Source organism: Paraburkholderia sp. BR10936 (assembly GCF_040965735.1).
GTDB lineage: Bacteria > Pseudomonadota > Gammaproteobacteria > Burkholderiales > Burkholderiaceae > Paraburkholderia > Paraburkholderia nodosa_A.
This window is the reverse complement of the sequence record NZ_JBFRCM010000002.1, coordinates 48,351-73,363: the sequence shown is the minus strand read 5'-3', so window position 1 is coordinate 73,363 and position 25,013 is coordinate 48,351. Positions and strand designations below refer to the sequence as shown.

The window sequence follows — 25,013 nt, the reverse complement described above, 5'->3', positions numbered from 1 at the left end:
TTGAGCCCGCCGCATCTTTCATCCACCTTGCAGCCTTATACTGAGCGCTTCGTCCCTCGGAGCCTTGTGTCTTGAGCCAGCTTCTCGCCCTCATCGGGGCGTTCCTGCTCGTTGCCCTCAACGGTTTCTTCGTCGCGGCCGAGTTCGGCCTCGTCAAGCTGCGCGCCACGCGCGTGCAGGCCCTCGCTCAGCAGCACGGCTTGCGCGGCCGACTGCTCGCCAAGGTCCACGGCCAGCTCGATGCCTATCTTTCCGCGTGCCAGCTCGGCATCACGCTCGCTTCGCTCGGCCTCGGCTGGATCGGCGAGCCGGCGTTCGCGCAGTTGCTCGCGCCGGTGTTCGAACTGCTCGGCGTGCAATCGGCGGAACTCGTGCACGCCATCTCGCTGGTGTTCGCGTTCACGGTCATTTCGTTCCTGCACATCGTGGTGGGCGAGCTTGCGCCGAAATCGCTCGCCATCCGCCAGGCCGAGAAGATTTCGCTGTGGACGGCCATGCCGCTCTACGGCTTCTACTGGACCATGTATCCCGCGATCTGGGTGCTCAATACGAGCGCGAACGCGGTGCTGCGTCTCGCGGGCCTGTCGTCGGAGCACGGCCACGACACGCACTATTCGACCGACGAACTCAAGCTGATCCTGCGCAGCCGCCGCGCCGCCGCCCAGGCCGAGGCCGAGGCGCATGACGCGACGCACGAGCCGCGCGGCGCAAAGAGTGCAAACGGCGCGGTGCCGCTGCTGCCCGCACCCGCCGCGAACGCCTATAGCGCCGACGAATGGAACACGCTTGCCCATTCGCTCGACTTCTCGCGCCTCACCATTTCCGACCTCATGCGGCCGACGCACGAGATGGTGGGCCTGCGCCGCGACCTGTCGCTGCGCGAGAACATGCAGATCGTGGCGCGCCATCGTTTCAGCCGCTACCCGCTGTTCGAAGACGCCGCGGGCGAGCGCGTGGCAGGCCTCATCCACCTGAAGGACCTGCTGCTCGCCCGAGAGGCGGGTAACGCCCTCAGCGATCTCGGCAAGTTCGTGCGCCCCGTGCAATACGTGCGGCCCGAGACGCCCGCACTGGCATTGTTTCGCCGCTTTCGCAAGGGCGCGCCGCATTTCGCGCTGGTGGGGCACAAGAACGCGCGCCCCGTCGGCTTTCTCACGCTCGACAACCTGCTCGGCGCGCTCGTGGGCCAGATTCACGACGAGTTTCACCAGGCCGACACCGACTGGACCCGCATGGACGACGGCACGCTGATGGGCCGCGGCAGCCTGCCGGTGGTGTCGCTGGAGCAGGCGCTCGGCATCGATATCGACGAAGGGCGCGCGGAGTCGGTGGGCGGCCTCGTGATTCATGCGCTCAACGACCTGCCCACCGAAGGGCAGCGCGTCGGGTTCGACCGCTTCGATATCGTCGTGAAGAAAATGAAGGGGCCGCGCATCGTGCTCGTGCGCGTGTATCCGAAAGATCTCGAGGACGAGGGCGGCTAAGCGCGCCTCGCGTGCGGCCTAGCTGCGCGCGAGTGTGGCGAGCACCGCGACGGGCATTGCACCCAGGATGTCGCGCAGTGCGAGCGTCCCGCCTTCGCGCACCGTGTGCGTGGCGTCGCTGAGCCAGTCGTGCAGCGTGGCTGGCGCGCATCCTTTGGGCAACTCGACGGTCGTATCTTCCCAGCGTTCGGGCGCGACGAGCGGGGTGTCGCCATCCAGCAAGCCCGCCGCGAAGCGTGTGCCGATCACGATGGCCCACGCGTCGCCGTGATGGCGCGCGAAAGCGATCACATGCGAGGCCTGCGCGCCGCTCACCGTAAGCGGCAGATAGTCGCCTTCGCGCAGCAGTTCGGGTGCGCGCGCTCGCAGCGCGAGCAGGCGGTGCACGGTGGCCAGCTTCACCTGGGCGTTGCGCCAGTCCTTCAGCTTCGCGGCGGGCGCCTGCTCATCGAGCGCGGCCGCGCGGGCGGCGTAATCGACGGGCCGCCGGTTATCCGGATCGACGAGGCTAAAGTCCCAGAGTTCGGTGCCCTGATAGAGGTCGGGCACGCCCGGCGAGGTGAGCCGCAGCACCGTTTGCAGCAGCGTATTGAGTGCGCCAGCGGGCGCCACACGCGCGACGAATTCGGCCAGCGCCTGCAGAAAGCCGTCGCGCCGTTGCGGTGCGAGGATATCGAAGAGAAATGCCTGGCACTCCGCCTCATAGGTTTCGTCGGGCGAGAGCCAGTTCGTGCGCAGCTTCGCTTCGCGCAACGCCTTGAGCAGCCACGTCGAGACGCGCTCCGCCAGCGCATGCACGCCCGCTTCGTCGCCCGGGTCCAGTTCGGGCGGCCAGCAGCCCACCAGCGTTTGATACAGCATCGCCTCGGCGGCCGGTCCCGGCGACCATGCCGCGCCGGCCGTCCCTTCGTTGCGGCGATGCGTCTGGTTCAGCGTCGACCAGGCGCGCAGCGTGGCACTCCAGTCGAGCGCCATCTCGCTCAATACGGCGAGCCGCGCCCGCACGTCCTCGCCGCGCTTGTGGTCGTGCGTGGCCGTGGCGAGCAGCCCATAAGGACGACGCTGGCGCAGCCGGTTCGTCGCGTGAAAGTCATGCAGCGTGCGCGCGAAATCGTCGGGGTCCGCGCCCACTTCGTTACGCGAGAGCAGGCGGCCGTAGCGATAGAGCGCCGTGTCCTCCGTGGCCTTCGCCGCGAGCGGCGCGGTGAGCTGGGAGAACAGCGCGAGCGCTGTGCGCTGCGCGATGAGCGCGTGGCTGAGCGGCGTATTCCCCTGGTTGCCGCCCGCACCCGCGTTCGCCCCGGCTGGCGCGGCGCGTGGCGTCCTGGCGGCGCTGCCTCCACTGTTGCCGCCGCCGCCGCTGGCGTTGTTCGCGGCAGGTTCGGGGGCGCGACCGCCGAGCCAGCCGTCGACGAGGTCGAGCGCCGCGAGGCTCGCGCGCGGCAGTGCACGGCGCGCGGCGTCGAGCGCAACGTCGAAATAACGGTTGTCGAGCGCGCTGCGCAAACCGTTCGCCGGATAGATCCGGTAGATCGGGAAGTACATGGCCAGATGGGCAGCCACGCGATGCACCGACGCATAGGTGGTGTCGCGCGTGCCCGGGAGTTCGCGCGCGATGCGGTGCAGCGCACGCGTCACGTGGTCGAGTTCCGCGGGCAGATAGGCGGCCAGCATCTCGCGGCGCGCGTCGAGCGCGTAGGCCGCGAACGGCCGGTCGTCGCCGGAGATGGCGGCCCACGCCTCGGCGAGCGGCGCTGCGCCTGCAGGATCGTGCAGCAAGGCGCCCACGTCGTTCATGAAGTCGTAGCCGGTCGTGCCTTGCACGGGCCAGTCGTCGCGCAGCGTTTCGCCTTGCGCGAGGATCTTCTCGACCACGATGTAGGGCGGCGTGGCGCGCAGCGAGGCGAGCCGCTGCCGCAGGCGTTCGCAGTACTCGCGCGGGTCCGCGAGCCCGTCGATATGGTCGATGCGCAGGCCGTCGATCACGCCGTCGGCGTAAAGGCGAAACACGAGCTTGTGCACGGCCTCGAACACGTCGTGACGTTCCACGCGCACGCCGGCGAGCGCGGTGATGTCGAAGAAGCGCCGCCAGTTGATCTCGTCGGTGGCCGTGCGCCACCACGCGAGCCGGAAGTGCTGGCGCTCCAGCAGGCGGTGCAGCCGCTCGCGCGGCACCGGGTCGCCGCTTGCATAGGATTCCAGAACGAAGTCGACGGGGTCCGTGCCGACCCGCTCGACGAACGCGCGCAGCGCGTCGCGACCGGCGCTGGCGCGCGCCTGGTCGTCGGGCTGGGTCGTGAGGCCCTGGAATGGTCCGGCGAGCGTGTTGAGATCGGCGCGGTTCGCGGACTGCAGGAGCGTCGCGTAATCGGTCGGGCAGATCGGGCACACGTGCGGCCCGTACTGCACATAAAAGCGCGCGGCGGCGGGATCGAACTTCAGCTCGATGCGGCCTGCGGCGAGTTCTTCGCCGTACTGGGCGCCGAGAAACGGCATCAGCACCTTGCCGCGCAGGGCGGGGTCGGGCGAGTGCCAGTCCACGTCGAAGTGGCGCGCGTACGCGCTGTGACGTCCCCATTCGAGGATGTCGAGCCACCAGGCGTTGTGGCCGCCGCCCACGCCCATGTGATTCGGCACGAAGTCGGCGATGATGCCCATGCCGCGCTCGTGCACTTTCGCGGCGAAGCGGCGCAGCGCGCCTTCGCCGCCCAGTTCCGCGCTCACCGTGCCGTAGTCGACGGTGTCGTAGCCGTGCATCGAGCCGGGCTGCGCGGTCGTGACGGGGGAAAGGTAGAGATGGCTCACGCCGAGCGCGGCGAAGTAGTCGAGCTGCGCGAGCGCGTCGGCGAACGTGAAGCCGTGATGGAGCTGCAGGCGCAGCGTCGCGCGAGGGTGTGTCATGGCGTCGGCTTCTTTTCGGTCGCACCTGGCGCCGAGCTGGCGGTTGAGTTCGCGGTTGAGTTGGCGTCGCTCGCGCCTGCACCGGCGCTCGGCTCGGCGCGCGTGCGCGCAACGGCCCCGCGTGCGCGTACGACGGCTTCGACGCGCGCGGCGACGGCCGGATCGGCGAACAGCGTCTCGACGGGCAGCGGCAGGCGGCGGCGCCAGTTCGGATGCTCGTCGATCGAGCCGGGCAGATTCGGCTGGTCGGACAACGCGAGCAGGTCTTCGAGCGGGCAGGTGACGAGCGGGCTGTGCGTTGCCGCGACATAGGCGAGCGCGGCATTCACGGGCGGCTCGTCGGCCGGCGGCGGTTCGGTGTCGCGCGGCGCGAGCCCGCTGTGCTGCAACGCATGCCAGAGCGCGACGCGATCCGTCGCGCGCCGCGCGCGGTCGAGCGCGACGGGGTCGCGTCCGTCGGCACGCGGGAGCGTCTGGCCGATGCGGTTGCGCCAGTCGATGTCCGCGCCGCTCCACCAGCCCGCGACGGTCGGCAGATCGTGCGTGGTGGTCGTCGCGACGCCGTGCGGGTCCCAGCGCGCGGGCGCGAGAAAGCCCTTGCCGTCGTGCTCGAACCACAGCACGCGAATGCCATACAGGCCGTGCGCGGCGAGCCGCTCGCGCAGCCCCGGCGGCACGGTGCCGAGGTCTTCGCCGATCACGATCGCGCGATGCCGCCACGATTCGAGCGCGATGAGCCGCACGAGGTCGTCGAACGGATAGCGCAGATACGCGCCGTGGCGCGCGCTTTCGCCTTCGGGCACGAGCCAGAGCCTGCGCAGCCCGAGAATATGGTCGATGCGCACACCGCCCGCATGGGCGAAGGCCGCGCGCAGCATGTCGATGAACGCGCGGAAGCCGTTGTTGTGCATGGCGCGCGGCGAGAACGTCGTGAGCCCCCAGCTTTGCCCGGCCTGGTTGAAGATGTCGGGCGGCGCGCCGACCGAAACGCGTTGCAGCATGTCCTGCGGCAGCGACCACGCGTGCGAGCCCGCGCCGTCGCAGCCCACGGCGAGATCGGCGACGAGGCCGATCGCCATGCCGGCCTCGTGCGCGCTGCGCTGCGCGCCCGAGAGCCCGAGCGCTGTGAGCCATTGCAGGAAGCGGTGAAAGTCGACTTCGCGCCGGTGCTCCTGCGCAAACGTCGCCACGTCGGCGCTGCGCGGGTCGCGCAGCGGCTCGGGCCAGTCGCGCCAGTGGCGCTCGCCGCCGGGACCATGCAGCATGGCTTCCTGCAGCGCCTCGAAACGCGCGTGGTCTTCGAGCGCCTCGCCGCCCTGCGCACAGAACGCGGCGAAGGCGGCGGCACGCGGCGAGCCGCTCGCGCGCTCGTCGGCGTCGAAGCGCTCGAACAGCGCGCGCAGCACCTTGAGCTTGAGCGGCAACGCACGCTGCCAGTCCACGAGCGGCGCGGCTTCGAGTTCGCGCCACGCGTCGAGCGCATTCGCGGCCGCGCTCGCGTCGTGCGCGGCCTTGGCGCCGAATTCCGCAGCGGGGTCGATGTGCGCGACATTGACCCACAGGCGCGACGACGGCGAATAGGGGCTGAAGTGACCCGGCTCGGCGCTGAACATCGCGTGGGTCGGGCTCACCGCGAGCGCCTGCGCGCCGCGCCGCGCGCTTTGCGCGGCGAGCGCGGCGAGCGCGCTGTAGTCGCCGATGCCGCCGTCTCCGTTGCGTCGGAGTCCGTACAATTGCGCGGCGAGGCCCCACAGCGGCGGCACTGTGCCGCTGTCGCCGTGACGTGCGCGCCAGGCGTCGGCGACGGTATGGCAGTGCGGCGGCGCGACCGCGATCGTCAGGCGATGGTCATTGACGGTGAGCGTGTGATAGCCCGGCTCCGCAAGCGGCGCGAGCAACGCGCTCTCGCCGCGCGGCGAGGTGAAGCGGCCCTCGATGTGCTCGCCGCTTTCGAGGTCGATCCGATAGTGGCTGCCCGCGCGTACGGCAGAAGGCGGCAGTTCGATCGCGCTGTCGTATTCGGCGGTGATGAGCGGCGGCAGTCGCCGCGTCGACTGTTCCGCATTGAGTGCGGAGGTGCTCTGGCGGATTTGCGTGGCGTTGGCGCAAGGCAGGCCCGCGCATTCCAGCAGAGCGGAGAGCGTGCTGTCGGGCACGCGCTGCACGGCGCCGTGTGCGTCGGTCCATTCGACCTCGAAGCCCGCGCGTGCGGCGAGTGTCGCGAGCGTGTCGCTGCGGCGCGCCGTGCTCATGCGTTGGGCTCCTCGCGATGCACGATGCGCGCGTCGTGTTCGCTCGAGTACTCGGGCACGTTGCCGGTGAGCCATGCAATGCACGCGCTCTCGGGCAGCACGCCATTGTCGGCAAGGTCGCGCGCACGTGGCGGCGTTTCGAATATCACCATGCCTTCGGGCCGCGGCTCGAGCGGGACGCCGTCGCGGCCCAGGTTCAGCGCGATCGTGAGCGTTTCGCCATCGTCGAGGCGCCAGCGCGCGACGAGCGCGGCGAGACCGTTCGCAGCGTCGTCGGCGAGCACGGTCGCGCCGAGCGCGCGCGCGTGGCGCAAGCGCGGCATGAGCAGGTGCGCCCGCACGCATAGCGCCGACTTATAGAAGTGCATCCATTCGAGCCGTTCGCCGTCGAGCGGCGCGTCGGCCAGCGGCGACGAATTCACGAAGGTCTGCAGATCGTTCGGATCGGGAATGCGCGCCCGGCTCGCTTCGTCGTTGAACGCACCGAATGCCTTGAATTCGCTGCGGCGGCCTTCGCGTACCGCATCGGCGAGCTGGCCGGTGAAGGCGGTGAAAAACTGGAACGGCTGCGTCGAGCCGTATTCCTCCTCCATGAAGAGCAGCGGAATTTGCGGCGAAAGCAGCAGCATTGCCGTGGCCGCGCGCAGGGCGTCGTCGTCGGCCAGCGTGCGCAGCCGGTCGCCCATTGCGCGGTTGCCGATCTGGTCGTGGTTCTGCAGGAACATCACGAACGCGGTGGGCGGCAGGTGCGCGCTCGGTTCGCCGCGCGGCTTGCCCCCGTGCACGGGCGACGGGTCACCCTGGTACACGAAGCCTTCGCCGAGCACGCGCGCGAGTTTGCCGATGGGCGAATCCTCGAAGGCGCGATAGTAGCCTTCCGACTCGCCGGTGAGCAGCACGTGAAAGCAGTGATGCGCGTCGTCGTTCCATTGCGCGCTGAAGTGCGATTCGAGCAGATTGGCTTCGTTGTGCTCGTTTTCGAGCACCAGGTGCACATGGCGGCCGGACTCGACACGCGCCTTCACGTGGTCGGCCAGCTCGCGCAACCAGTCGGTGTTGCCGATCGCATGTGCAGCGTCGATGCGCAGACCGTCGAAGCGATATTCCGTGAGCCAATAGAGCGCGTTGTCGCAGTAGAAGTCGCGCACTTCGAAGCGGTCGAAGTCGAGCGCTTCGCCCCACGGCGTCTTCACGTCCTGGCGGAAAAACGGTTTGGCGTAGAGGCCGAGCCAGTTCCCGTCGGGGCCGAAGTGGTTGTACACGACGTCGATGAACATCTGCAGCCCCAGCCCATGCGCGGCATCGACGAGCGCTTTCAGTTCGTCAGGACTGCCATAGGCCGCGTGCGGCGCGTAAGGCAGCACGACGTCGTAGCCCCAGCCGCGCTCGCCCGGATAGTCGTTGAGCGGCATGAGTTCGACGGCCGTCACGCCGAGCGCCGCCAGCGCGGGCAGACGTTTCATTACACCCTGATAGCCGCCCAGCGCGCCCACGTGCAGCTCGTAGATCACGGTCTCTTCCCAGGGGCGTCCTTGCCAGTGCGCATGCTGCCAGGCGTACGCGCGCGGGTCCAGCACTTCGCTCGGCCCATGCACGCCCTGCGGCTGGAAGCGCGATGCGGGGTCGGGTACGCGTTGCTGGCCGTCGAGGCAGTAGCGGTACAGCGTGCCCGGCCCGCACGACGCCTGCGCTTCGAACCAGCCGTTACCGGTCGGCGTCATGTCGAGCGGCGGCGCGTCTCTCACGTTCTCGAACACGACCTGCACCGTTTGACACGACGGCGCCCAGAAACGAAAGCGCGTATGCGGCTGCGAGTGCGCCGCGCCGATCAGCTGCGCGCCGAACGGCAGGCAATGCATGTACTGGCGGGCGTGCGGATCGTGCGAAAGCGGGGACATGGTGGATTCCTGGTTGCGTCCTGTTCCTATCCAGCGGCGGCTTGGTCCGGGCCCGCGGGGGCGCCCGACCCGGAGGCGCCCGGCGTGCGGCGCGGGTCCGGCGTGGCCGCGTCGCCGCGCGTGCCCGCTGGCCGGTGCGTGTCGGCACGCGCCGGACGGGCGCAGAGCACGGCGAGCGCGCGCGCGGCCAGTTCGTACGTCGTGTCGGGCAGCGCGTAGGGCACTGCGTCGGGCCGCGCGGTATCGAGCAGCACCTCCCATGCCATGCGCGGCGCGGGCGCGACGAACGTCACCGCGCCCTGCGAGGCGTTCAGCATCATTAACAATACTTCCATTTGGCCGTGGAGTCCCGCTCCGGCGCGTCGCATGGTGAACGCGCTCGCTTCCGGGTCGTGCCAGGCCTCGGGCGAGAGCGGCTCGCCGCGTTCGTCGAACCAGTCGATGTCGTGCACGCCGGGCATCAGCTCGCGCTCGCCGAACAGAAAGCGCGTTTCGTGCAGCAGCGGATGTTCGCGGCGCAGCGCGATCACGCGCGCGGTGAAACGCGTCATGGCCTTGCCCTGGGGCGTTTCGGCGAGCGCCCAGTCGAACCACGAAATGTCGTTGTCCTGGCAGTACGCGTTGTTGTTGCCGCGTTGGGTGCGGCAAGCCTCGTCGCCCGCGAGCAGCATGGGTGTGCCGAGCGCGATGAGGAGTGTGGCCATCATCGAGCGGCCCACGCGTGCGCGCGTGGCGAGGATGGCGGGGTCGTCGGTCGGGCCTTCCACACCCCAGTTCGCGCTCCAGTTTTCATTGTGGCCGTCGCGGTTCTCTTCGCCGTTCGCTTCGTTGTGCTTGCGCTCGTACGAAACGAGATCGGCGAGCGTGAAGCCGTCGTGCGAGGTGACGAAATTGATCGACGCCCAGGGCCGGCGCTTGCGTTTGTCGAACAGATCCGCGCTGCCGGTCAGGCGCGCCGCGAGGTCGGCGCGCTGGCCCGGCGCGCCGCGCCAGTAGCGCCGCACGCTGTCGCGAAAGCGATCGTTCCATTCGGAAAAGCCGGGCGGGTGGTTGCCAAGCTGATAGCCGCCCGGGCCCACGTCCCACGGCTCGGAAATCAGCTTGCATTGCGAAAGCACGGGGTCCTGGCGCAGCACGTCGAAAAAGCCGCCGTTCGGGTCGAAGCCCGCGGGCTCGCGCCCGAGCGTGACGCCCAGGTCGAAGCGAAAGCCGTCGATGCCATATGACGTGACCCAGTGGCGCAGCGAATCGGCGACCATCTGCAGCACGCGCGGATGCGAAAAGTCGAGCGTGTTGCCGCAGCCCGTGTCGTTGATGAAGTGGCGCTCGTCGCCAGGCACGCAGCGGTAATAGCTGGCGTTGTCGAGGCCGCGCCACGAGACGGTGGGGCCCATTTCGCCGCCTTCGCAGGTGTGGTTGTAGACCACGTCGAGAATGACTTCGATACCCGCCGCATGAAGCTGGCGCACGGCAATGCGCATTTCGTCGGTGTCATAGCCCACGAGGTAGCTGGGCTCGGGCGCGAAGAACGCGGCCGAATTGTATCCCCAGTAGTTGCGCAATCCGCGGTCGATCAGAAAGCGCTCGGAGAGAAACGCGTGTACCGGCAGGATCTCGATGGCCGTCACGCCGAGGTTGTGCAGATGGTCGATGAAACGCGGCGCGGCCAGCCCGGCAAAGGTGCCCCGCATGTGCGTGCGCAAATCGTAACGCTGCATCGACAGACCGCGCAGATGCGCCTCGTAGATGATGGTGTCGCCCCACGGTGTGTTGGGCCGCCGGTCGCGCGACCAGTCGAAGTTGTCGTTCACGACCACGCACTTGGGCATGGCCGGCGCGGAATCGCGCCGGTCGATCGAGAGGTCCACGCGGTTCGAATGCGCGCGATAGCCATAGAGCGTGTCCGACCAGCGGAACTGCCCGATGAGCTGCTTCGCGTAAGGGTCCAGCAGCAGCTTGTGCGGATTGAAGCGGTGCCCCAGATGCGGCTGATAGGGCCCATGCGCGCGCAGGCCATAGACGGTGCCGGGATGCGCGCCCGGCAGATAGCCGTGCCACACCTCATCGGTGCATTCGGGCAAGGTGTAGCGAATGCGCTCCTTGCGGCCGGTGGGGTCGAAGAGGCACAGCTCGATGCGCCACGCGTGGGCCGAGAACACGGCGAAATTTGTGCCGAGTCCGTCCCACGTCGCCCCGAGCGGCCAGGGGGAGCCGGGCAGCAGGCGCTCAGGCGGACCGTTTGCCATGACGATGCTCCATCTGTTGTTCTTCGTTTTGCATCGGGTTCCTGATCAAATCCCGCCGCTGCGCCGCCTTAGCGGCGCAGGCGCAGGATCAGCGTGCCGAGCGGCGGCAGGACGAGTGCGGCCGACTGCGGCTTGCCGTGGCTCACCACGCTCTCCGTGCTGACGAGGCCCCCGTTGCCCATATTCGAGCCGCCGTACACTTCGGCGTCGGTGTTGAGCGCCTCTTCCCACTGTCCCGGCTGCGGCATGCCGATGCGGTAGCCGTGGCGCGGCACCGGCGTGAAGTTGCAGATCACCACGATCTCGCGGCCCGATCCGTCCACGCGGCGCCACGCGAGCACGCTGTTTTCGCTGTCGTCGGACACCAGCCATTCGAAGCCGCCGGGTTCCGAGTCGAGCGTGTAGAGCGCGGGCTCGCTCGCGTAGAGGTGGTTCAGGTCGCGCACGAGCGTTTGCACGCCGCGGTGCAGCGGGTCGTCGAGCAGGTTCCAGTGCGGCGTGCCGTCGTGATCGAATTCGGCCATCTGCCCGAACTCGCCGCCCATGAACAACAGCTTCTTGCCGGGGTGCGCCCACATGAAGCCGAAATACGCGCGCAGGTTCGCGAACTTCTGCCAGCGGTCGCCCGGCATCTTGCCGAGCAGCGACCCTTTGCCGTGCACCACTTCGTCGTGCGACAGCGGTAGCACGAAGCGTTCGGACCACGCGTAGACCATCGCGAACGTCATCAGGTGATGGTGATAGCGGCGATAGACGGGGTCTTCGTGCATATAGTGCAGCGTGTCGTGCATCCAGCCCATGTTCCACTTGAACTGGAAGCCGAGGCCGCCATCCTCGGGGCGCGCCGTGACGCCCGGCCATGCTGTGGATTCCTCAGCAATGGTGATGACGCCGGGGCGTTGCGGAACATATTGCGTTTCGTGATTGAGGCGCTTGAGAAACGCAATCGATTCGAGATTTTCGCGACCGCCGTAGATGTTGGGTACCCATTCGCCTTGCGCACGCGAATAGTCGCGGTAGAGCATCGAGGCGACCGCGTCCACGCGCAGCGCATCTACGTGATAGCGCATGAGCCACGCAAGGCCCGAAGCGACGAGGAACGCGCTCACCTCGCGGCGTCCCAGGTTGTAGATCATCGTGTTCCAGTCGGGGTGATAGCCCTCGCGCGGGTCGGCATGCTCGTAGAGCGCCGTGCCGTCGAAATCGATTAGACCGTGCGCGTCGTTCGGGAAATGCGCGGGCACCCAGTCGAGAATCACGCCCAGCCCCGCTTCGTGCGCGCGGTCGACGAACGCCGCGAAGTCCACCGGCGCGCCAAGGCGCGCGGTGGGCGCGAACTGCGAGAGCGGCTGATAGCCCCACGAGCCGCCAAACGGGTGTTCCGCCACGGGCAGCAATTCGATGTGCGTGAAGCCCATGCCCTGCGCGTAGGGGATCAGGCGCTCGGCGAGCGCGCCCCAGTCGGGCGCGGGGGCATCGGCGCCTTGCGTGGGCAGCCATGAAGGCGCATGGACCTCGTAGACCGACATGGCCGCGCGTGCGTTCTGCCGTTCGGCGCGCGTTTGCAGCCACTCGTGATCGCGCCACGCGTAGTGGTCGATCGCCTCGACGGGCGCCACGATCGAAGCCGTGCCCGGCGGGCACTCCGTCTGCAGCGCACAGGGATCGGCCTTGAGCGGCAGGACCGCGCCGCGCGCGCCGAGTATCTCGTACTTGTAACGCGCACCGGCCGCCACACGCGGAATGAACAGCTCCCATACGCCGGCTTCGTGGCGCAGCCGCATGGGGTGACGCCGCCCGTCCCACGCGTTGAAGTCGCCCACCACGGAGACGCGCTTCGCATTCGGCGCCCAGACCGCGAAGCGCACGCCGGGGATGCCGTCGCAGGTCAAGGGCCGCGCGCCAAGGCATTCGAGCACCGCGTAGGGGTCCCCGTCTGCGAGACGCACCAGCGCTTCGTGCGATAGCTGCGGGCCGAATGAATAGGTATCCTCGATTTCCTGGCTCACGCCATGCCAGTCGACCACGAGCCGGTAGGGCACCGCTTCCGCGAGTGGTCCCGCATAGAGGCCTGCCGGGTGCACGAGCGAGAGTTCGCCGAGCGTGTGGGCGCGGTCGCGCGCCACCACGCTCGCGCCTGAGGCGTTCGGCAGCCATGCGCGCACGTAAGGGGCGCCGTCCACCCAGTGCAGCCCGAGCACGGAGAAAGGATCGGAGTGGTACGCGCCGGCGAGTGCGTCGGCGTCGTGGAGATTCAGCCCGGCTTGGGCCGCGCGCTCAACCATGGCCACCTCCGCCGGAATGCGATTGCGTGGACTGCGTAGGGGTGAGTCCGAGCACGCGTGCCGCCAGCGCCGCGAGACCGCGTACCGGCAGCGCGAGCCAGGTGGGACGGTTGGCCGCCTCGTAGCGGATCTCGTATGCCGCTTTCTCGATCAGGAACAGGTCGAGCAGCGCCTGCTCGTGCGAAGCGCTGACGAGCGTGAGCGGTCCTTCTGCCACGGCCGCGCGGTACTGGCTCAGGAATGCTTCGGCCGCATAGCCGCGGAAGCGCTCGAACAGGGCGCGCTTGCGATCGACGACTTGCTGCGGCGCGTTTTCGAGCGTCGATTGCGCGGCGGCGCCCGCATACGAGAGCGAGCGCAACAGGCCCGCCACGTCGCGCAGCGGCGAGGTCTTGGCGCGCCGGTAGTCGAGCGCTCGCGCGGGCTCGCCTTCGAAGTCGATCAAATACGCGTCGCCCTGGGAAAGCAGGACCTGGCCCAGGTGGAAATCGCCGTGGATGCGGATGCGCGCGGCCTTGGTGTCGTCGGGCACGAGTTCGTCGATCTTCGCGACGAGCGCCTTGCGGCGATCGATCAGGCTGCGCGCGAGGTCGCGCGCGTCTTCGTCGAGCGTTTGCTCGTCTTCGCCCGTATGCTGCGCGACGATGTCGAGTGCTTCGTTGAGCATGGTCTTGGTGTCGGCAATCCAGTTGCGCACGTCGTCGGGGGTGGCGGCAACGGGCGCGAAGGCTTCGTCGTCGCTGGGTTGGGAGAGCATCGCGTGCAACTCGCCCAGGCGCTTGCCGATGGCGCCGATCACCGCGCAATAGCCGTGCACGGCTTCCTCCTCGTGCGCCTGGTCGACGCTCGTGTCGTCGTCCACGGCGAGCGCGAGTTCGTCGATCGTGCGGCGCAGATAGTCGAGCGCCCAGTCCCACGCATTGCCCTGATTGTCGATGAAACCCTGCACGATGATGAGCGTATGCGGTACGCCCGCGGGATCGACACGCACCACTTCGCCATAGAGCGGCGCCGTGTTCGCGTAGCCGAGCTTCGTGAGGTAGCGGCTCATTTCCGCTTCGGGGTGCACGCCCGCCATCAGCCGGCGCACGATCTTGAGCACGAGGGTTTCCGCGATCACGAGCGAGCTGTTGCTCTGCTCAGCCGCGAGCCAGCGCACCTCCGGCGTCTCGCCAAGGTCGAGTTCGTCGAGTCGCTCGGTCGGCTCGAAGCGGATCGTGCTCTGCTGCACGGTGGGTACCGTGGCGCGCTCGCGCAGCTTGCGCAGCACGCCATAGGCGAACCACGGCAGCGAGAACGCATCCGTGAGATAGCCCACCGTGCGGCCGCGCCGCACGCGCGAGAGCGCGAGCTGAATGTGCAGCGGCGTGGTGATTTCGGTGCCCCAGGTAATGGCGATCGGCAGGACGTAGCGCTCGCTCGTGCCGTCCGCCAGCTCGGCCTCGATTTCTGTGAACGCGAAGCCCGCGCCGTAAATCGTCGTGAGCGCCGCGAGGCGCACGGAGCGCAGCGGCTTGTCCTTGGAGGCGAACCAGCGGCGACGCGAGAGCCACGAAGGCAGCACTTCCGATTCGAGCAGCCGCACGTTTTCGGGCGTCGCACCGGTTTGCCCTTCGCGGATCACCACGGTCACGAACTCGGGCAATTGCTCCGAAGTCGGCTGGCTCCACGAAGGCCGCTGATCGCCGGCGCTCAGGAGGAACCACAGGAAGCCGTAGGGCGGGAAAGTCAGCAGATAAGGCAGTTGCCCGATGGCCGGAAACACGGAGTCGGCCGTCATTTCGACGGGGGACATGCCCGCGAATTCGGAAAGATCGAGTTCCACCGCCTGTGGCGCGCGTGAGAGGTTCGCCACACAGAGGATCGGCGCTTCGCCGGGCATCTCGCGCAGGTACGCGAGAATCTTGCGGTTCGCGGGCCGCAGGAAGCGGATCGTGCCGCGCCCGAACGCCTGCTTTGCGCGGCGCGTGGCGAGCATGCGACGCGTCCAGTTGAGCAGCGAATGCGGATCGCGGCTTTGCGCTTCGACGTTGATGGCGTCGTACCCATAGAGCGAGCCCATGAGCGGCGGCAACACGAGCTGTTCGGGGTCGGCGCGCGAGAAGCCGCCATTGCGGTCCGACGACCACTGCATCGGCGTGCGCACGCCGTCGCGGTCGCCCAGGTGGATGTTGTCGCCCATGCCGAGTTCGTCGCCGTAATAGATCACGGGCGTGCCGGGCATGGAGAGCAGCAGCGAGTTGATGAGTTCGATGCGGCGGCGGTCGCGCTCCATGAGCGGCGCGAGACGCCGGCGAATGCCGAGGTTCAGGCGCGCGCGCCGGTCGCTCGCGTAGGTGTTCCAGAGGTAATCGCGCTCGGAGTCCGTCACCATTTCGAGCGTGAGTTCGTCGTGATTGCGCAGGAAGATCGCCCACTGGCAGCTTGGCAGCAAGTCAGGCGTTTGCTTCATGATGTCGAGAATCGGGAAGCGGTCCTCGCTCGCAATCGCCATGTAGAGGCGCGGCATGAGGGGGAAGTGGAACGCCATGTGGCATTCGTCTTCGTTGCCGAAGTACTCTTGCACATCCTCCGGCCACTGGTTCGCTTCGGCCAGCAGCATGCGGTTCGGGTAGTGCTCGTCGATGGCCGCGCGGATCCGTTTGAGAATGCCGTGCGTTTCGGGCAGGTTCTCGTTGTTCGTGCCTTCGCGCTCCACGAGATAGGGCACGGCGTCCAGACGCAGCCCGTCGATACCCATGTCGAGCCAGAAGCGCATGACCTGCAGCACTTCGCGCAGCACGGCCGGATTGTCGAAGTTCAGGTCGGGCTGGTGCGAATAGAAGCGGTGCCAGTAGTACGCGCCGGCCACGGGGTCGTGCGTCCAGTTGGACGGCTCCGTGTCGATGAAGATGATGCGCGTGCCCAGGTACTTCTGGTCGGTGTCGGACCACACGTAGTAGTTGCGATGATTCGAGCCGGGCTTGGCGCGCCGCGCGCGCTGGAACCACGGGTGCTGGTCCGAGGTATGGTTGATGACCAGTTCGGTGATCACGCGCATGCCGCGCGCATGCGCTTCCTGAATGAAGCGGCGCACGTCGGCGAGCTGGCCGTAGTCGGGGTGCACGTTGCGATAGTCGGCGATGTCGTAGCCGTCGTCGCGGCGCGGCGAGGGGTAGAACGGCAGCAGCCAGATCGCCGTGACGCCGAGGCTGGCAATGTAGTCGAGTTTCGCGAGCAGGCCAGGGAAGTCGCCCACGCCGTCATTGTTCGCATCGAAGAACGATTTCACGTGCACCTGATAGATGATCGCGTCCTTGTACCAGAGCGGGTCGTCGGACAGCATCGACGCCTTGCCGCGCCGTTGCGTGCCGCGTTCCTCATGGTGTGGATCGTGTGCGGTCGAGTCTCGCGTGACGGTCTGCACGTTCGTTGCGACAGGCTCGTGGGTAGCGGGGTCGCGTTTCATGTCGCTCCTCCGGGCGGGAAGTCCGCGTCCAGTTCGGGATGGCCCTCGATGTGCTCATCGGCGTGTTCAGGCAGCGGCTCTTCGCGCGGCAGGCCCGTCGCGGGCTCGATGCGCCAGATCGCGAACGGGCGCGCATGCGGGTCGAGCCGCACGTGCTGCCAGCGCCCACGCCACTCGAAGCGCTCGCCCGTCGTTTCGTCGATCACATTGAGGGGGGCGTGGTCGTCGAGGTGCCAGCGCTGGAACGTCGCCCACGAAAGTTCGAAGTCGGCGCCCTGCTCGTTGAAGGCATCGAGGTTGATGGCCACGACGAGCACGTTGTCGCGCGCGGGCGTGGCCTTCTCGAAGCAGAGCAGCGAGTCGTTGCGCGCGTCGAGGAACGTGATGCCGAGATGCGTGTGCAGCGCCGGGTTGGCGCGCCGGATGCGGTTGAGCGTGGCGATCTCCGCGACGATGTTGCCGGGGCGATGCCAGTCCCATGCGCGCAGCTGATATTTTTCGGAGTCCAGATATTCCTCCGAATTGGGCATGGCGCGCCCTTCGCACAGTTCGAAGCCGCAGTAAACGCCCCACAGCCCGGAAAGCGTCGCAGCCAGCGCGGCGCGGATCAGGAAGCTCGAACGCGCGCCAGTCTGCAGATGGCGCGGATTGATGTCGGGCGTGTTGACGAAGAAGTTAGGCCGATAGAAGTCGCGCACCTCGGTTTGTGTGAGTTCCGTGAGGTACTCGGTGAAATCGCGTTTCGATTCGCGCCACGTGAAGTAGGTGTATGACTGCGAGAAGCCGAGCTTGGCGAGCCGGTACATGAGGCGCGGCCGCGTGAAGGCTTCGGAGAGGAAGATCACGTCGGGGTGACGTGCGCGCACGTCGGCGATCATCCATTCCCAGAACGGCAACGGCTTCGTGTGCGGATTGTCCACGCGGAAAATGCGCACGCCCGTGTCCACCCAGAACAGGATCGCGTCGCGCAGCGCGAGCCACAAATCAGGCTTCGCGTCGTGCGCGTAGAACTCGGGGTTCACGATGTCCTGGTACTTCTTCGGCGGATTTTCGGCGTAGCGCAGCGTGCCGTCGGGCCGCCATGCGAACCAGGTGGGATGCGCCTTCAGCCACGGGTGGTCGGGCGAGCATTGAATCGCGAAGTCGAGCGCGATTTCGAGGCCTTGTTCGCGCGCCGCGGCGAGCATGCGGCAGAAGTCCTCGAGCGTGCCCAGTTGCGGATGCACCGCGGTATGGCCGCCTTCGGCCGCGCCGATCGCGTAGGGGCTGCCCACGTCACCGGGCTGCGCATTGAGCGTGTTGTTGCGCCCCTTGCGGTTGGCGAGGCCGATGGGGTGGATCGGCGGGAAGTACAGCACGTCGAAGCCCATTTCGCGGATGCGCGGCATCTTCGCGATCACGTCGTCGAAGGTGCCGTGGCGCGATTCGTCGTCGCTCATCGAGCGCGGGAAGATCTCGTACCAGCTCGCGAAGCGTGCGGCGCCGCGCTCCGCATCCACGCGATTGACGATTGTGTCGCGCGAGAGAAACGGGCGGTGGCGCGCGGCGCGCACGGCCGCTGCGGTCGCAGGCGCGGCGATGATCGCGCAGCGTGTTTCGGTGTCCGCAGCAATGAAGCGCTTGACGATGGCGTCGAGCGTTTCGTTGTTGCGCTTCTGGTCGTCGTCGCCCGAGCCCGACGTTTCCGCAGTGGCGAGCACGAGCGCGAACAGGCGGCTCGCTTCTTCCAGTTCGAGATCGACGGGCTGGTTCGCCGCGCGCTTCTTGTGCAGATGTTCCGCAAGCGAGGCGAAGTCGTCGCGCCAGGCAATCACGACGTATTCGTAGCGTCCGATGCGATCGAGCGGAATGTGGCCCGCCCACAGGTCGGTGCCCGCGGGCGGCACGGGCGTCATCGGCGACTCGTGCCAGGCGGTTTCGTCGGCGGCGCGCCAGAGCACGGCGGCGTCGATGCGGTCGTGGCCCTCGGCGAAGATGGCCGCGCGCACTTCGCAGCGCTCGCCGACGGTGCGCTTCGCGGCGAAGCGGCCGTGATCGACCGAGGGCTGCGCGCTCTCGATGGCAATACGCGGCGCGGCGATCGCTTCGAGCACGCTCTTGTGTCCACTCGTGTCGGACTTGCCGCGATCTTCGGGCGGCGCGAGCACTACGAGCGGACTCGCGAGCGCGCGGAACATCCAGCATGCACCCGCGGGCAGCGTGAACGCATCGGGAATAGCGCTCGCGTCGCGCGGCGCGGGCAGGCGCGCGCCGCGCAGCGTTTCGGCGTCGAGCGGCGCGAAGCGCGTGAAGCCGCCGGGCACGCCGTCGAGCAGGCGCGCGAGATCCACGCGCACAGGCGCGGCGAGCGCGGGATTGATGAGCGTGAGGATGGCGTCTTGCGCGTCGCGCAGGTCCGCGCGGTCGCCGCGCAAGAGCGCCGCGACGCTGGCGCCAGGGCCACTGAGTGCGCGCAGTTCACCGTTGGTCTGCAGCGCCCACGTTTCGCGTTGCAGCGCGTTGGCGTGCGCGACATCGGCGCTCAGATCGAAGGGCGCGCGGGCTTTCGCTGCTTCCCACGTCTGCGTGCTGTTGCCGCTGTGCGAGGTCGCTTCGTCCACGCCATATTCGAAACCCATCGGCATGAGCCAGCCGGTGCCGAGCGCCGCTGCCGCGCGCAGCATGCGGCGATAGGCGCGCTCGACCGCGCGCGCATCGGCGGCGCCTTCCTGATCGTGCGCGTAGCGCGCACCATAGGGCGCTTCTGGAAACGTTATCGGTGAGCCCACGCGGCGCAATGCGGCGTGCTCCTCGACCATCCAGCTCGACGAGAAGTCCCACCAGCGCAGCGAGGAGAAGGCGGCGTCGAAGCCCGCACCTTCGAGGTGCGTGATCGCTTCGCGCGGCAGGCCTGGTGTCGCGGCGAGCCAGCGCGCTTGCGGAAAGCGTGCGCGTACGGCATCGAAGATCGCGCGTAGCACGTGGGGCGGCGTGCGGTGCGGCGAGTCCACGCGAAAGCCGCCGATGCCCGCTTCGACGAGCGCGATGGCGCGCGCCGTCCACCATGCGATGAGCGGCGCGCTCGCGCGCTCGAAATCGGCATAGGCCACGTTGGCTTCGCTGTGGCCGTGGCGTGGGTCGAGGCGCGCGTCTTCGGGCTCGAAGGGATGGAACCATTCGGGATGCGCAGTGTAGAGCGCGCCGTCAGCGGCGCTGCGGTCGAGCACGAGATCGGCGAGCAGCGTGACGCCGCGCGATTGCGCCGCGAGCGCGAGTTCGCGCACGGCGTCGTCGGCGGAGAGCTGGCTGCCGAAGGCTGCGTTCAGGCGCGCGTGGTCGGCGACAATGCGGTCGTCGCCCGACGCGCCCGAGGCGAACAGCGCGCCGATCAGGACGTGATCGAAGCCAAGCGACGCCGCGCGGGCGATATGCGCCGGCCACGCGTCGAGTGGTCCTGCCAGGACGGAATGGACGAAGTAGATCCGCGGCGCATAGGCGTGGGGGGGTTCCATCGGTCGTATTCCAGGTACGTCAGGCGAAGGGGATGCAAGTCGGGGTTAGCCGAAATGCGATCGCGCCGCCCGGGGGCTGCCGGAGCGTGCCGCGCTGCGCGTGGTGGACAGGCACCTGTTCAGAGTAGTGCAAGAGCAGGCCGGAACCAAACCGCTTGCGCCGCGTGGCGACTTGCGGGGGAGTCGAGCAAGGCACATGCCCATGAGCGACACAGGCGCGCGACGCCGCGTGCAAGGCGCATGTTCGCAAAGCCCGGGCGCAAAGGCGGCCGAATCGAGCGGAGAACCCGGCGGCGATTGCCGGTATCGGTTGCAGCGGAGAAAAACGGATCAGCTACCGACCATGCTCGCGGCGATGTTCACGCACAGGCCTAGCACAGAAACGTTGAAATAGAACGACAAAATCGATTGCGCGAGCACACCGCGCCGCGCGCTGCGCCCGCGCAGGCCGATATCGGCGGTTTGCGACGCGCAGGCGATGGTGAACGAGAAGTACAGAAAGTCCCAGTAATTCGGCGTGAGCTTTTTGTCTGGAAACGCGAGAGCGGGCTCGTTGGGATCGGAACCGTAGTAGAGGCGCGCGTAATGCAGCGTGAAGATAGTGGGAATGAGGAACCACGCCCCGATGAGCGTGAGCCCCGTGAGCAGCGAATGCAGCACTTTCGAGGCCGTGCCGAGATCCTTCGTCGTACCCAGCTCGATGACGATGGCGACGATGCTCGCCACCGTTGCGATGCAGATGAGAAACAGCACGGTCCCCGCGTTTTCGTCTTCGCGGCGGGCGTTCGCGCGCACGCTCTCTTCGTTTGCTAACACCATGTGTAGCCAGATCAGCACGAGGTAGGTCCATACCGTGGCGTCCCAGCCGAGCAGGACGCGCGCGGAAGTATGGATCGAGGCGGGCGAGAGCAAGCCGAGCACGACGCCCACGGCGATGGCGATCATCAAGTGCGGCCGGTTGCGCAGTACCAGCGGTATGAAGTTCATGGCGTGGCCCGGGGTCGCGCGGGTTAGCAATCAATTGCGGCGATTCTACCGTGCGCGGTCCGCCGGAGTGACGCGCTGTTCACTGTTATGCCGGGCATGCAAGCTTTCGGTTTGTCTTATCGGGCCATAAGGGGCTATATTGCTTGCGCAACGCGGAAGTGCGCTCTCGCAGTCAGCGCAACGACGGTGCATATGCATTGATCCGCGTTGAATGACGATAGCAAACGTTTTTCGCATGGCCTGTTTTCAGGCGCCGCCCGCGCCGGCGGCAAGCGTGTTTCGCCCCCCGCCAGGGGAACCTGGCGGGATCGACCTCATCTGGAGTGCCCATGACAGAGGTGACACAACACGGGATGTCTCAGGCGCCGCACGATCTTCCTGCTGTATTTGAGCGCCTCGGCCGTCCTGGCCGCAGGCGTTTCGTCTCGGGAACGTGCGCAGCGGCGCTGCTCGCCTTCGCGGCTGCCGGGCGCTCGCGCGCGCCTTTCGGCGTGGGCCGCGCTTTCGCGGTCACCTCGGCGAGCGCATCCGGTACCGGCTATGACGCCTTCATCGAGCTATCGCAGCGCCTCACTGGCCGCACGAGCTTCGACGCCGTGCTCGGCAAGCGCGTCTATGCCGCGCTCGGCCACGCGAGCAGTCAGTTCGACGCGAATGTCGCGACGCTCAACACCTGGATTCAAGGTCATGGCGGCGTGCCCTCCGATACCGTGACCGCCGCGCTCAAGCCCGATCAGCCGGAGCTCGCATCGATGGTGGGCGACATCATGCGCGCGTGGTATCTCGGTCTCGTGGGCGAGATGCCGAAGGTGCAGGTGGTGGCCTTCGAAAAGGCATTGATGTTCGACCCCGTCAACGACGTGCTCACGATTCCCTCGTATTGCCGCGACGTGCCGTTCCACTGGAAGCACAAACCCGCAGGCGAATAGCGGAGCAACCGGCACATACATCACGGCCGCGCCACGCCCCCACAACGAAAGCCAAAGGATGAGGTCGACAATGGCGACAGGACGTTGCGCCGACGTGGTCGTCGTCGGTTCCGGCGTGGCGGGCAGTCTGGTGGCGCACCAGCTCGCCCGGGCCGGCGCTTGCGTGGTGCTGCTCGAAGCGGGGCCGCGCGTTGCGCGCTGGCAGATCGTGGAGAACTTCCGCAATTCGCCCGCCAAGGCCGATTTCGCCACGCCGTATCCGTCTGTGAGCTACGCGCCGCATCCCGAATACGCGCCGCCCAACGAGTATCTCGTGCAGAAGGGCGATTATCCGTACAACTCACAATATTTGCGTCTCGTGGGCGGAACCACGTGGCACTGGGCCGCCGCCGCGTGGCGCTTGCTGCCGGCGGACTTTCGTTTGAAAACCCAGTACGGCGTGGGTCGCGACTGGCCCTATCCCTACGAGACGCTGGAGCCGTGGTATCAGCTCGCGGAAGAGGCACTGGGCGTGTCCGGTCCGGACGCGACGTACGATCTCGGCTCGCCGCGGGCAAAGCCGTATCCAATGAGCATGCTGCCGCTTTCCTGGATGGATCAGCGCTTCTCACAAGTACTGAATGCGAATGGCTTTCACGTGGTGCCCGAGCCGGTCGCGCGCAATAGCCGCCCGTTCGATGCGCGTCCCACCTGCTGCGGCAACAACAACTGCATGCCGATTTGCCCGATCGGTGCGATGTACAACGGCGTGGTTCACGCGGACAAGGCCGAGCGCGCGGGCGCGAAGCTCGTGCCGCAGGCCGTGGTCTATCGCATCGAGGCCGACAACAAAGGGCTCGTTACCGCCGTCCACTACAAGGATCCAGGCGGCAGAAGCACGCGTGTGACCGGCAAGCTCTTCGTGCTCGCCGCGAACGGCATCGAGACGCCCAAGCTCATGCTGATGTCGAAGAGCGCCGCGTTTGCCCACGGCATTGGCAATAGCTCCGGGCAGGTGGGCCGCAATCTCATGGATCATCCGGGCACGGGCATCACGTTCATGGCCAACGAACCGCTGTGGCCGGGGCGCGGGCCCATGGAAATGACCTCGGTCGTGAACTTCCGCGACGGTGCGTTCCGCTCCGCGTATGCCGCGAAGAAACTGCATCTGTCGAACGGGGTGCCCACCATGGCCGTGACGGCCGCGCTCATCGCGAACGGCTTGACCGGCGCGGAACTGGACCGGGAGATACGCGAGCGCACGTCGCGCACGCTCACCATCAACAGTTTCCACGAGCATTTGCCCGAGTCGCAGAACCGCGTGCTGCCCTCGAGCGAACACAAGGACGGACTCGGCATTCCACAGCCCGAGATCTATTACTCGATCAACGATTACGTCAAGAAGAGCGCGGCGAACACGCATGAACTCTATGCGCAGATCGCGCAGCTTTTCGGCGGCACGGACATCGCATTCGACGATACCTTCGCGCCCAACAATCACATCATGGGCACGACGATCATGGGCGCGAACGCCGCCGATTCGGTCGTCGATGCCGATTGCCGCACGCACGATCATGCGAATCTGTTCGTCGCCAGCAGCGCGGTGATGCCCTCGGCCGCCTCGGTGAACTGCACGCTGACGATTGCCGCGCTGTCGCTGAAGCTGGCCGACAAGCTGCGCCACGAGCTTTGATACGAGCCAGACGATGAAAACAGCGAAGTCCTCCACAGCGGCCACCACGAATCACGAGCGAGAGCGACGCGCGCGTGCCGCTCTCGCGGCCGCGCTTTTCTGTGCCTTCGCGCTCTATATCGCGTGGCACGCCTCGCACGAGTCGAACTCGCGTCCCGTCGACGAACTGCCGATGTCCACGGCGCGCGGCGACGACACGTCGACGCCCATTGCGGACGCCGACAAGCCCGAGCTCATCAAGCGCGGCGCCTATCTAGCGCGCATTGGCGACTGCGTTGCGTGCCATACCGCCGATCCAGGCCGGCCGTTTGCGGGCGGCCTGCCCATTAGCACGCCGTTTGGAAAAATCTATACGCCGAACATCACGCCGGACCCCGATACCGGCATCGGCCAGTGGAGCGATACCGACTTCATACGCGCGTTGCATGAAGGCATCGGCAAGGGCGGCAAGCGGCTGTATCCCGCGTTTCCTTACGTCGAATTCACGCGCATGACCGAGCAGGACATGCTCGCTATTCGCGCCTATCTGAATACGGTCGCGCCGGTGCATTACACGCCGCCCGCGAACGAGTTGCGCTTTCCATTCAACCAGCGCTGGCTGATGATCTTGTGGAATCTCTTCAACTTCAACGAAGGCCGCTTCGTGCCGGACCCGAAGCAAAGCGCCGAATTCAACCGTGGCGCCTATCTCGTCGAAGGCCTCGCGCATTGCGAGGAATGCCACACGCCGCGCAACTTCATGCAGGGTCTCAAGACGACGGAGCGTTTCTCGGGCGCGACGCAAGCAGGCTGGCAGGCCTACAACATCACGCCCGACCGCACGAGCGGCATTGGCAACTGGAGCGACGACGCGCTGATCGCCTATCTCTCCACGGGCATTGCCGCGGGTCATGCGAGCGCAGCCGGTCCGATGGCCGACGTGGTCCAGCACTCGACGCAATATCTGACGCATGAGGACCTGCGCTCGATCGTGGCGTATCTGCGCGCGCTGCCGCCGGTTTCGGGCGGCGTGACGCGGCCGCGCGATGCCTGGGGCAAGCCCGCTGTGAACGACATCACCGCGCTGCGCGGCACGACGATCACGACCGTGAGCGGCTTGCAGCTTTTCGTGGCGAACTGCGCCAGCTGCCACCACTGGACCGGCGAGGGCGTGGGGGGAAGCGCGCCGGGCGCGTATCCATCGCTCATTCATAACAGCGTTGCAGGCGCGCCGAGCCCGGACAACCTCGCGATGGTGATCCTGCACGGTGTGCGGCGCCAGACGAAGGACAGCGACGTGCTGATGCCGGCATTCGGCGATGCATTGAGCAACGAACAGGTGGCAGCCATTTCCAACTACGTGACGACGCAGTTCGGCGATCTGCGGGCCACGCTCACGGCCGGCGAGGTCGCGGCGCTGCGTGCCCAGCCCCAGTAACTC

Annotated in this window: 12 protein-coding genes; 4 read left to right on the top strand and 8 right to left on the bottom strand. The window is 67.4% G+C overall.

Annotated elements, in window-relative coordinates; translation table 11 throughout:
* The first annotated feature begins 71 nt into the window (after window positions 1–71).
* Complete coding sequence (locus AB4Y36_RS03760; RefSeq protein ID WP_368682345.1) at window positions 72–1,484, top strand: hemolysin family protein; 1,413 nt, start codon at window positions 72–74, stop codon at window positions 1,482–1,484.
* An 18-nt stretch (window positions 1,485–1,502) separates the two neighbouring features.
* Here the strand turns inward: AB4Y36_RS03760 and treY are convergent, their stop codons facing one another.
* From treY to AB4Y36_RS03720, 8 genes are all read right to left on the bottom strand, one after another.
* Window positions 1,503–4,385, bottom strand: a complete 2,883-nt coding sequence (gene treY / locus AB4Y36_RS03755; protein WP_368682344.1) for a malto-oligosyltrehalose synthase — start codon at window positions 4,383–4,385, stop codon at window positions 1,503–1,505.
* Complete coding sequence (malQ, locus tag AB4Y36_RS03750) at window positions 4,382–6,637, bottom strand: 4-alpha-glucanotransferase (protein WP_368682343.1); 2,256 nt, start codon at window positions 6,635–6,637, stop codon at window positions 4,382–4,384. Before malQ ends, treY begins: the two co-directional genes overlap by 4 nt.
* Window positions 6,634–8,535 (bottom strand): malto-oligosyltrehalose trehalohydrolase, encoded by a 1,902-nt coding sequence (treZ, locus tag AB4Y36_RS03745; RefSeq protein WP_368682342.1) that lies wholly within the window; start codon window positions 8,533–8,535, stop codon window positions 6,634–6,636. Before treZ ends, malQ begins: the two co-directional genes overlap by 4 nt.
* A 26-nt stretch (window positions 8,536–8,561) precedes the next feature.
* A complete protein-coding gene (glgX, locus tag AB4Y36_RS03740) occupies window positions 8,562–10,781 on the bottom strand; it encodes a glycogen debranching protein GlgX (protein WP_342946982.1) in 2,220 nt (739 codons plus the stop codon).
* Window positions 10,782–10,849: 68 nt separating this feature from the next.
* Window positions 10,850–13,066, bottom strand: a complete 2,217-nt coding sequence (gene glgB / locus AB4Y36_RS03735) for a 1,4-alpha-glucan branching protein GlgB (RefSeq protein ID WP_368605180.1) — start codon at window positions 13,064–13,066, stop codon at window positions 10,850–10,852.
* Window positions 13,059–16,391, bottom strand: coding sequence for a maltose alpha-D-glucosyltransferase (treS, locus tag AB4Y36_RS03730; RefSeq protein ID WP_256094466.1), 3,333 nt, complete (start codon window positions 16,389–16,391; stop codon window positions 13,059–13,061). The genes glgB and treS overlap by 8 nt, the downstream gene beginning before the upstream one ends.
* 119 nt (window positions 16,392–16,510) lie before the next feature.
* Window positions 16,511–20,005, bottom strand: a complete 3,495-nt coding sequence (locus AB4Y36_RS03725; protein ID WP_368682341.1) for a maltotransferase domain-containing protein — start codon at window positions 20,003–20,005, stop codon at window positions 16,511–16,513.
* Window positions 20,006–20,335: 330 nt separating this feature from the next.
* Window positions 20,336–20,992 carry a DUF1345 domain-containing protein gene (locus tag AB4Y36_RS03720; RefSeq protein ID WP_069261362.1) on the bottom strand — a complete coding sequence of 219 codons (657 nt, stop codon included), beginning with the start codon at window positions 20,990–20,992 and terminating at the stop codon, window positions 20,336–20,338.
* A 353-nt stretch (window positions 20,993–21,345) separates the two neighbouring features.
* Here AB4Y36_RS03720 and AB4Y36_RS03715 point away from each other — a divergent pair, with 353 nt between their 5' ends.
* From AB4Y36_RS03715 to AB4Y36_RS03705, 3 genes are all read left to right on the top strand, one after another.
* Window positions 21,346–21,921 carry a sugar dehydrogenase complex small subunit gene (locus tag AB4Y36_RS03715; RefSeq protein WP_368682584.1) on the top strand — a complete coding sequence of 192 codons (576 nt, stop codon included), beginning with the start codon at window positions 21,346–21,348 and terminating at the stop codon, window positions 21,919–21,921.
* A gap of 70 nt (window positions 21,922–21,991) precedes the next feature.
* On the top strand, window positions 21,992–23,593 hold the full coding sequence (locus AB4Y36_RS03710) for a GMC family oxidoreductase (protein WP_368682340.1): 1,602 nt from the start codon (window positions 21,992–21,994) through the stop codon (window positions 23,591–23,593).
* 13 nt (window positions 23,594–23,606) lie between these two features.
* Entirely contained in the window at window positions 23,607–25,010 is a 1,404-nt protein-coding gene (locus AB4Y36_RS03705; RefSeq protein WP_368682339.1) for a c-type cytochrome, read from the top strand.
* The last annotated feature ends 3 nt before the right edge of the window (window positions 25,011–25,013 follow it).